Raw genomic sequence first — 8,666 nt, forward strand, 5'->3', positions numbered from 1 at the left:
GGCAATTTCATCCGCAATGGATCCGGCGCGCTGATGCTGGCCTATGTCGCCGCGGGACGGCTTGTCGGTTACTACGAGCCGTATATGCGGGCCTGGGATTGTATGGCCGGCTTTTGCCTGGTCAAGGAAGCAGGCGGCCAATATCTTGCCTTTCCGGCAGAAGGAGATGCGCTGCTTGAAGGGCATCCCGTCCTGGCGAGCAATCCCGGGGCCTATTCGGATCTTCTCGATATTCATCAACGGCGTCTGTGAGCCCTCCACGAATGCGAGGTCTTTATCCTTGTGACGTGCATGTGACGTCATCGGGGCGACGTGTGTGACGCTTGAATGGCCGCTGACAAATCTTCTTTGAGAAAAGCCCTGGACCTCTGCTATGGGGTTCACCTTACGGAAGTCCGCAGACCGTCATGAAGGCCGCCCTTTGGAAACCTTGCTCTACCCGCCCGTCAAGCTTTTCCTCGAACGTGCCGGCTATGTCGTCAAGGGAGAGATCGGCGGATGCGATATCGTCGGCCTCGCCGAAGGTGAGACGACGCTGGTCGTCATCTGCGAATTGAAGCTGACCTTCAATCTCGAGCTGATCCTGCAGGCGGTCGACCGGGCGTCGGCCTGTGATGAGGTCTGGATCGCAGCGCGCATTTCGGCGCGCGGCAAAGGCCGGGAGGCCGACCGGCGCTACCGCGACCTGTGTCGGCGACTGGGCATCGGCATGCTGGGCGTATCCGATGCCGGCGAGGTCAGCGTGATCGTCAGTTCCGTATCGCCGATGCCACGCAGCAATCCCAAACGCCGCACCCGCCTGGTCAAGGAACACAAGAAGCGGCAAGGCGATCCGGCGCTTGGCGGATCGACGAAAGTGCCGATCATGACGGCCTACCGACAGCAGGCGCTTGCCTGTGCGGCAGCCCTTGCTGATGGGCCTTTGCGCCCGCGCGACCTCAAGTCCACTGTGCCGACAGCCGGTCAGATCCTGCTGGCCAATTATTATGGCTGGTTCGAGCGCGTGGAAAAGGGTGTCTACACCCTCACGGCGGTCGGTCACGAGGCGTTGATGCGCTGGCCACGGCCGGTGCTGGACAAGGCGTGTGACGGCAGCCGGACGGATGTCTGAAATAAACCGAAGCCGCATCGTTTCGACACGATGCGGCCTCTTGATTTTTGATGCCTCAGCCGAACAGCGCCAAGGTTGCTTTCAGCGTGTTCCACACACCCCATAGCATCGGAATGCCGACCACGGTCCAGGCGATCAGCGCCTTGCCGTCGAAACCGCCCTTGCCAATGCCGAACGAACCGCTCGGGCCAGCATTCGCCGCAGCGGTCTTTGCCTGAAGTGCTGCAACCTCGTCGTCCGTCATAAACCACTTGTCGGCCAACGGCCGGACAAAGGCATTGGCAATCAGGCCCAGTAACAGCATGCCGGCGAGAATATACATGGTGAAGTTATAGACTTGGTCGCGCGGAACACCGGCGGCAATCTGCGCTTCGCGGATATAGTTGACCACGACCGGACCGATGATGCCCGCCGTTGCCCAGGCCGTTAGCAGACGCCCATGGATGGCGCCGACGAACTGCGTTCCGAAAATGTCGGCCAGATAGGCCGGAATGGTGGCAAAGCCGCCGCCATACATCGACAGGATGATGCAGAACATGCCGACGAACAGGATCTTGCTCTGGATGCCCGCGGCCCAAGGTGCCAGCGCATAGAGCACGATGCCGAGGATGAAGAAGCAGAAGTAGGTGTTCTTGCGGCCGATCTTGTCCGACAGCGACGCCCAGAAGAAACGGCCACCGATGTTGAACAGGGACAGCAGGCCGGCGAAACCGGCAGCGATCGCTGCAATCGCCGCAAGCTGTTCGGGTTTCATGTCAACGAAAGCAACGCCTGGCTGACCGATCAAAGATCCGGCGAAGATCTCCTGCAGCATGGGAGATGCCATGCCGATGACGCCGATTCCGGCCGAGACGTTGAGGCAGAGAACGGCCCAGATCAGCCAGAATTGGCGGGTCTTGTGGGCCTCGCGCAGATGCACATGCCGGGTGGTGATCATCGTGCTCTTGGCCGCCGGCGCCGTCCAGCCTTCCGGACGCCAGCCTGCCGGCGGAATGCGGTAGCCGAATGCGCCGCCCATCATGAAGACGAAATAGACGGCCGCCATGACGACGAAAGTCTGCCAGACGCCAACTGAACTATCGGTGCGGAAATACGTCATCAGTAGGTTCGCCAGAGGCGCACCGATCATGGCGCCGCCGCCAAAGCCCATGATCGCCATGCCGGTCGCCATGCCGCGACGATCTGGGAACCATTTGATCAGGGTCGATACCGGCGAGATGTAGCCGAGGCCGAGGCCAATGCCGCCGATCACGCCGGCACCCAGCCACATCAGCCAGAGCTGATGGGTGAACACGCCGAGTGCGGCCACCAGGATGCCGCCGCACCAGCAACAGGCGGAGACAAAGCCGGCTTTGCGTGGGCCAGCGCGCTCGAGCCAACCGCCCCAGATGGCAGCTGACGACCCGAGCAGCACGAAGAACAGCGTGTAGATCCAGCCGAGATCGCTGACGCGCCAATCACAGCTGGTGGTGAACAGGGCCGATGTCAGCGTCAGGTCGGAACAGGTGGCGGAAGCGGTGATGCCGATTGATTTCGACAGCGGCAGCCAGAAAACGCTGAAACCGTACGCCATGCCGATACAGAGATGAATGGCCAGTGCTGCCGGTGGCACCAGCCAGCGATTGAAGCCCGGTTTGGCGATGATCCGCTCGCGGTCAAGAAGCCCGATCGAGCCTCCGCCTGAATAGGTGTCGGTTGCTGCCGTCATAATTTGTCCTCCCTCGCGCCAGATGTCATCAGGCGCCTCCCGGTTTCAGTCTGTCCCAGGATCGACCGAGGCTCGCTGCGCCATCATTTGGTGGCCACAGCACGGCCGTCGTCTATCCGTACAGATGCGCTGCAACCTCTGTGCCAGATTGGATCTTGCGTTTTATCAAGGGTTTAAAGGTGAGGGATTGGTGCATCCGGACAATTTGTCCGGGCTTTTCGGGACATTTTGTCCCTCAACTGGCTTCGGGCAGCCAGATCGAAAAACAGGTGCCATGGCCGGGTTCGCTTTGCACGGATATCCGGCCGCCCTGCCGGGTGATCAGCCGCTGGCTGATGGAGAGACCGAGACCGGTTCCCTCCCGTTTCTTGGTCGAAAAGAACGGGTCAAAGATTCTCTCGACCAGGTCCGATGCCATGCCAATACCGGTGTCTTCGACCTCGAGGGCCAGGCCTTTCTTGCCGTCCATGTCCTGATCGAAAGTGCGGATCGTCAGTTTGCCGCCATTCGGCATGGCGTGCAGGGCATTGACGATCAGGTTGACTGCGACTTGCTGCAATTCGGTGCGGTTCATCAGCACTAGCATGGTCGCGCGATCCTCAAGCACAAGGTTGATCTCGGCCTTGTTGAGCAGATGCTGCACCAGCGGCAGGCAATCCAGGATGACGTCTTTTGCCGCGTGGCGCTCGAGATAGCCGGCATATTCCTCGGGCTTGGCAAATTGCAGCAGTTTGGTGACGATCTGGCTGATCCGGTGGATCTGCTCGTCGATCAGCCGGAATTCGACATTGGCCTCGTCAGCCTTCTCACCGAGGACACTGCGCACGACATCCAGATTGCCCTGGATGACGGCGATTGGGTTGTTGATTTCATGGGCGACTCCCGCGGTAATCTCGCCGATTGCCGCGAGCTTTTCCGACATGATCAACTGTTTCGTTGTCGCCTCGATCTGGCGGTTGGCAAGCTCCAGTTCGCTGGTGCGCTCCGCCACGCGCTCATTCAACTCGTCGTTCCATTGCCGAAGTTCACGATCACGCTGCTGCAACTGTTCCAGCAAGCCGTCGAGATGCAGCGCCACGCGACCGATCTCGTCGCTGGCGGCCTTGAGTTCGGTCCTCGCGCCCATGTTGCCGGCCTCGACGCGGGTGATGGTGTCGCTCATTCGCTCCAGCGGCTTGAAGATTGCCCGCGCCCAGCGCAAAAAGATCGGAACGCTGGCGGCGGCAACGGCCAGAAACGCCAGTATGATGGTCAGCAGCGTCGTCTGCTTTGCCTGCCGGAATGGCGTCTCGAGGAAGCCGACATAGAGCATTCCGACACGTTCGCCGAAACTGTCGATGATCGGCTCATAGGCCGAAATGTACCAGTCATTGACCACGAAGGCACTGTCGAGCCAGGTCTGGCCGTCATCCAGTACGGCTGCGCGCACAGCCGCCGAGACCCGTGTGCCGAGAGCCCGGCGATCCTCGAACAGTCGCACATTGGTGCTGACGCGCACATCCTCGAGAAACAGCGTTGCCGTGCCTTTGCTGCCCTCCGGCAGGCTCGCTTCGCGGTAGACGAGATCGTTGATCGTATCGATGAAGACGAGGTTCTGGTTGAGCAGGATGCCGCCGACCAGCGCTGCCCGTGTGCCATCGGCAAGCGTGATCGGACTGGCCGATTGCACCACCATGCCGCGCGTCTCGCTGTGCTTGTCGGTCTGGACCGCATTGGGTGTCTCGACGAGATCGATCCGCGCACGAGCAGCCAAGGTCGGGGAGATTTCGGCCAGCTGCTGGTTGGAGAATATGTCGATTGCGGTAGATGATCGGCCGGCAAGCGCCGAAGCGACGACGGGAAAGTTAGAGTGTGATTGCCCATTGGCTGCAATCGTGTTGCCATGGCCGTTCACCAGTATCAGGAAGTCCAGGCCAAGCGCCTGGCGGCTTTGCTCGAGAAATGTTGAAAGATCCGGCTCTGCGCCAGATGCCGCGGCATCGCGAAAGGCGACAGAGACCGCCAGCGCCTGGATGTGCTCGCCAGTGTTTTCCAGAATGCGCGACAGATACTGATGCGCGATGGTCAGGTCACCATTGACCTTGGCGATCAGCAATGCGTCGAACTTGGCGTTCCAGCGGGCAATGGTGATACCCAGCAGCAGCGGCAGGATCACCAGCGTCGGCAAAAGTGCAATGGCCAGCAGCCGGAACCGGATGGAGCGAACTGGTCGCGTCGGCGCGGTTGTCATGCCGGTCTCAGCCATTCCAGGCGGCACATTTGCGGTCGATGGTCTTTCGCGAAATGCCGAGGCGCTTAGCCGCCTCGTCACGATTGCCGTTGCATTCCTTCAGCACGGCCAGGATATGGTGTCGTTCGACGCCTTCCAGCGTCGCAGCCAAAGGGCTTGCCGGGAGCGTTGCGCTGAAATTTTCGGTGGAACCGTTGCTGGCATTGGAGTTCGCGATGACGCTGCTGCTAGAACTGCGTCCATTTCCGCCCCCCCTGAAATCGTCGGGGAATTTGCCAAGGATCAGTGTGCGTTCGATCAGATTGCGCAGTTCGCGCACATTGCCGGGCCAGCCGTAGCGTGCAAGGGCGGCCCTGACGGGGGCATCGATTGGAACCCGCGGCATACCGAGCTGCTGCGACAGTTTTTCCATGAATAGATCCGCCAGTTCCTGCACGTCATTGCCCCGGTCGCGTAGCGGCGGCAGATGGAGCTGCATCACATTGATGCGGTAGTAGAGATCCGCGCGGAACCGCCCGCGCTCAACCTCCATGTGCAGATCGGCATTGGTGGCAAAGACGAAGCGCAGGTCGACCGGCACCTCCCGTTCCGAGCCGACCGGGCGGACGCGGCGATCCTCGATCACTCGGAGCAGTTTGCTCTGGGTCGCGAGCGGCATTTCGCCGATCTCGTCGAGAAACAGCGTGCCGCCCTGGGCATGGGTGAACAAGCCCTCCCGGCCATTGCCGGCGCCGGTAAAGGCGCCCTTGATATGGCCAAATAGCTCCGTCTCGATCATGTCTGCCGGAATCGCGGCGCAATTGACCGGAACGAAGGGTTTTTCGGCCCGGTCCGACAGAGTATGCAGCGAGCGAGCCGCAACCTCCTTTCCGGTGCCGGACTCACCGGTCAGAAGCACGGAAGTCGGCAGAGGGGCCAGCCTTGCGATTGTATCGCGCAGGTCGCCGATTGCCCGGGATCCGCCGATCAACCTGTCGCGCAACAAGATATGTTCGGAGGCAGCTTTCAGCTCGTAGCGCAGCACGAAGTTTTCCCGCTGCAGCCGCATGCGCTCCAGACAGCGGGCGACCGAGTTGAGGATCTGGTTGGAGCGGAATGGTTTCAACACGAAATCGACAGCCCCGGCGCGCAGCGCCTGGATTGCGGTGTCGAGGTCGGCAAATGCGGTAATCAGGATGGCCTCGGCAAACAGGCCAATCGCGCGCTGTTCGGCGAGCCAGTCAACACCGTTCTTTCCCGGCATGATGTTATCGAGTATGACGAGGTCGAAATGCTGCATGTCAAGCTTGCGCGACGCCTCGTCGGTATCAGACGCCTCCTCGATCAACCTGCAGCGTGGCCCCAGTGTTCGCACGAGGAAATTGCGCATGCCCGGCTCGTCATCGACGACGAGAATGGAGGCCTGGGCGAGCAGAGGGCCGAATTCCCGATCCCGTGCCGTGACATTCGCTGTCGCCTCTTTCTGCAATGTGGTCATTCTCTCCTCCAGCGGAACCCATCCATAGCAAGGCAGGTCTCGTGGCACAAACAAGCATGTGTGAGAAAATGGAATGCAACGGCAGCACCGTCAGCCGGCTACGAATGCGGCCGCATTAAATATGGAACAAAGGGAAAAGCCACGGGTCAATCCATGATCGCGTCGGCCTCGGTTGGGCCGACGCGATCATGTCGGATCTTCACTCTGCAGGCGGAGGTGCTTGTCGCAGGAAGCCGGGGCCAACCTGGCGCGGATTCCAATCGATGTACGCAAGCCGGTTCCTCCGCTCCTTGGCCGCCTTGGCGAGAAGCTGGGCAAACGTATCGACGCTGATCTTGTCCGCACGCAACATCTGTCGGATCAAGGGATCTTTCAACGCTTCTGAAATAGACAGTTCCTGCATGGCTTTACTCCTCCTTTTGGGGGCTGAGATAGCACGGCTATGCAACGGGCAGATGTCGTCCGTGTGGCTGAATTCGGGCAGTGTATCACTTCGCTGCGAGATCAGCCGGCATCACATGGAAGCAGGGTCGACCCGGCTGTGGCTTTCGTCAAGCAAGGATCGCAGTCAGTCTGACAAAAGAGGGTTTCTGATACTGCCATAGAGGCGGCGCTGAACCACCCTGTCGGTGCCCTGTGGCTCATCGTCTTGTGCGCGAATTCCCAGGAGCCATGGTTTTGCAGATGGCAGGCCAGATGTCGCGGCGCGACCAGGAAGAGGCTGCCGGCAATATGGCTTCAGTCCCCTTTCAGCTTCTCGCGGCGGCAGCGTTCCGAGCAGAACTTCACGTCGTCCCAGGTTTTCGCCCATTTGCGCCGCCATGTGAAGGGAAGTGTGCAAGCCTGGCAGGTCTTCGTCGGCAGATTGGTCTTCTTGATCATTTTCGCCATGGCGTCTTATCCTATATATCGGCCACCGGGTGCGCCGGGTCAGACAGGTACACCGTCGTCGAGTCTCTGCAGGAAAGCTGCCGCGCTTTTCCGATAGGCCTGCTTCTTTTCCGCGTCCATGCGGTGCCAGGTCGAATAGGTCTGTGCGAGACGGTGGTTTTTTGACAATTGCTCGGCGTTTCGATCAAGGAAGTCCCAGTAGAGCGCATTGAGCGGACAGGCATTGTTGCCGGTCTTTTGGCTCACATCGTATCGACAGGTTTCGCAATAGTTGGACATGCGGGCGATATAGGCGCCGCTTGCTGCATAGGGTTTTGACGCCATGAAACCGCCATCGGCAAACTGGCTCATGCCGATGACATTGGGAAGCTCAACCCATTCGAATGCATCCGCATAGACTGCCAGATACCATTCGTGCACGGCGTGCGGGTCAAGGCCGGCCAGCATGGAAAAGTTGCCGACCACCATGAGGCGTTGAATATGATGGGCATAGGCATGGGTGATCGTCTGGGTGATGACGGTGGACAGACAAGCCATCTCGGTGTCGCCGGTCCAGAAGAAATCCGGGAGGGGCCGGTGTGCATCGAACGCGTTGCTCTGTTCATAACCAGGCATCGCCAGCCAGTAGATACCGCGAATGTATTCGCGCCATCCTATGATCTGGCGGATGAAACCTTCGACACTGGCGATGGGCGCATGTCCTTCGAAATAAGCGCGCTCAGCCGCACGGCAGAGTGACAAAGGGTCAAGAAGGCCGATGTTTATATAGAAAGACAAGAGCGCGTGGTTGAGGAAGGGCTCTTCCGTCAGCATGGCATCCTGCGTTTCGCCGAATGCCGGCAGAAAATCGTGGATGAACGCGTCTGCCGCCTTCTCGGCATCAGCTCTGGTGACGGCAAAAGAGAACCTGGATGTCGAGCCCATGTTCCTGGGGAATTTCTTCTCCACGAGATCAAGGACGTCTCTGGTCATATCATCGGGAGCGAACCCCTTGTGTTTGGGACGAAACAGATCTGGCTTTGCCGGCCGCCGATTGTCCGCGTCAAAGTTCCAGCGGTTTGCCTCCGGCTCCGTGCCGTTCATCAACAAACCGGTGCGCCGGCGCATGTCCCGGTAGAAATACTCCATCGTCAGGGAGCGGCGCCCAGAACTCCAGGTTTTGAACTCCGCCTTCGAGCAAAGAAAACGGCTGTCGGTACGGATCTCGACCGGCAGGCCGATATCGCTTTGCCACGCATTCATCGCCTTG

The 8,666-nt window shown here is 59.9% G+C and carries 8 protein-coding genes; 2 read left to right on the forward strand and 6 right to left on the reverse strand.

The genetic code is table 11. The features are described 5' to 3' along the window. Both PDO_RS05735 and PDO_RS05740 read left to right on the forward strand, forming a co-directional pair. Nucleotides 1-252, forward strand: a 252-nt coding sequence (locus tag PDO_RS05735) for an inositol monophosphatase family protein (RefSeq protein WP_007599048.1), incomplete at its 5' end; no start/stop codon positions are given. A 169-nt stretch (nucleotides 253-421) separates the two neighbouring features. Beyond that, nucleotides 422-1,111 carry a DUF2161 domain-containing phosphodiesterase gene (locus PDO_RS05740; protein ID WP_037072734.1) on the forward strand — a complete coding sequence of 230 codons (690 nt, stop codon included), beginning with the start codon at nucleotides 422-424 and terminating at the stop codon, nucleotides 1,109-1,111. A gap of 55 nt (nucleotides 1,112-1,166) precedes the next feature. Here PDO_RS05740 and PDO_RS05745 read toward each other — a convergent pair whose 3' ends face one another. The 6 genes from PDO_RS05745 to PDO_RS05765 form a co-directional block, all read right to left on the reverse strand. Continuing rightward, nucleotides 1,167-2,819, reverse strand: coding sequence for an OFA family MFS transporter (locus tag PDO_RS05745; RefSeq protein ID WP_007599052.1), 1,653 nt, complete (start codon nucleotides 2,817-2,819; stop codon nucleotides 1,167-1,169). A 235-nt stretch (nucleotides 2,820-3,054) separates the two neighbouring features. Further along, the gene (locus PDO_RS05750) at nucleotides 3,055-5,049 is read right to left on the reverse strand and encodes a sensor histidine kinase (protein WP_007599054.1); all 1,995 of its coding nucleotides are present in this window, start codon (nucleotides 5,047-5,049) and stop codon (nucleotides 3,055-3,057) included. 7 nt (nucleotides 5,050-5,056) lie between these two features. Then, nucleotides 5,057-6,526 carry a sigma-54-dependent transcriptional regulator gene (locus PDO_RS05755; protein ID WP_007599056.1) on the reverse strand — a complete coding sequence of 490 codons (1,470 nt, stop codon included), beginning with the start codon at nucleotides 6,524-6,526 and terminating at the stop codon, nucleotides 5,057-5,059. Between the two features lie 199 nt (nucleotides 6,527-6,725). Next, nucleotides 6,726-6,929, reverse strand: coding sequence for a hypothetical protein (locus PDO_RS05760; protein ID WP_007599058.1), 204 nt, complete (start codon nucleotides 6,927-6,929; stop codon nucleotides 6,726-6,728). 335 nt (nucleotides 6,930-7,264) lie between these two features. Continuing rightward, complete coding sequence (locus PDO_RS26970; protein WP_007599060.1) at nucleotides 7,265-7,417, reverse strand: DUF2256 domain-containing protein; 153 nt, start codon at nucleotides 7,415-7,417, stop codon at nucleotides 7,265-7,267. 39 nt (nucleotides 7,418-7,456) lie between these two features. Continuing rightward, a partial coding sequence (locus tag PDO_RS05765) for a cryptochrome/photolyase family protein (RefSeq protein ID WP_007599062.1) occupies nucleotides 7,457-8,666 on the reverse strand: 1,210 nt, incomplete at its 5' end.

The sequence above is a fragment of the Rhizobium sp. PDO1-076 genome (assembly GCF_000247475.1).
In the GTDB taxonomy this organism is placed as follows: Bacteria; Pseudomonadota; Alphaproteobacteria; order Rhizobiales; family Rhizobiaceae; genus Allorhizobium.